Source organism: Vibrio sp. 661, from assembly GCF_033339315.1.
Lineage (GTDB): Bacteria > Pseudomonadota > Gammaproteobacteria > Enterobacterales > Vibrionaceae > Vibrio > Vibrio alginolyticus.
This window is the reverse complement of sequence record NZ_JAWOUJ010000142.1, coordinates 1-1,031: the sequence shown is the minus strand read 5'-3', so window position 1 is coordinate 1,031 and position 1,031 is coordinate 1. Positions and strand designations below refer to the sequence as shown.

General features: G+C 45.0%; 2 tRNA genes and 2 rRNA genes. All 4 read right to left on the bottom strand.

The window, feature by feature from the left end:
* Positions 1-403, bottom strand: a 23S ribosomal RNA gene (locus R7P69_RS25280); the annotation flags it as partial.
* Positions 404-697: 294 nt separating this feature from the next.
* A tRNA-Glu gene (locus R7P69_RS25275) sits at positions 698-773 on the bottom strand.
* Positions 774-783: 10 nt separating this feature from the next.
* Positions 784-859 (bottom strand) — tRNA-Ala (locus tag R7P69_RS25270).
* 95 nt (positions 860-954) lie between these two features.
* Positions 955-1,031: ribosomal RNA gene (locus R7P69_RS25265) — 16S ribosomal RNA — on the bottom strand; the annotation flags it as partial.

Here is a 1,031-nt window from a genome sequence, read left to right as displayed (position 1 = left end):
GGTCCCCCCATATTCAGACAGGATATCACGTGTCCCGCCCTACTCGATTTCACTGAACACACGTCGTCAACTACGGGGCTATCACCCTGTATCGCCGGACTTTCCAGACCGTTCGTCTAACGCATATAAAGCTTAAGGGCTAATCCAATTTCGCTCGCCGCTACTTTCGGAATCTCGGTTGATTTCTTTTCCTCGGGGTACTTAGATGTTTCAGTTCCCCCGGTTCGCCCTGTTGAGCTATGTATTCACTCAACAGTAATACCTTATGGTATTGGGTTTCCCCATTCGGAAATCCCAGACTCAAATGGTTTTTACTACCTAATCTGGGCTTATCGCAAGTTAATACGTCCTTCATCGCCTCTGACTGCCAAGGCATCCACCGTGTACGCTTAGTCACTTAACCATACAACCCGAAGGAGTTTCGAGTTGATGTTCAAATCACCAAAGTTGTCTCTCATTATTTGAATGAGCGAGAGACATATCGATTTTGCCGGACTCAATTTCGAATAATCACTGTAAAAGTGATATTCCCAAGAACACTTGAATGTGTTTTTTGGTGTTTGTCATAAAGACAAACATTGAGAACTTTACAAACAAACTTAAAAGTTTGTTTTGTCAGCTTTCCAAATTGTTAAAGAGCTAATCACTTCTAATGAAGTAACCATTTTTAAAAGCACTCATTGAATGCGCTTAAAGATGGTATCCCGTAGGGGAGTCGAACCCCTGTTACCGCCGTGAAAGGGCGGTGTCCTAGGCCTCTAGACGAACGGGACACTGAGTATGTGGTGGAGCTAATCGGGATCGAACCGATGACCTCTTCGCTGCCAGCGAAGCGCTCTCCCAGCTGAGCTATAGCCCCACATAAATTGCTTCAGCATTTTATGCAGAACCAATTTTGCTCTGAAATTTAAACCATATCAATCTGTGTGGACACTCATCGCAATAATCATCGTTTAAGGAGGTGATCCAGCGCCAGGTTCCCCTAGCGCTACCTTGTTACGACTTCACCCCAGTCATGAACCACAAAGTGG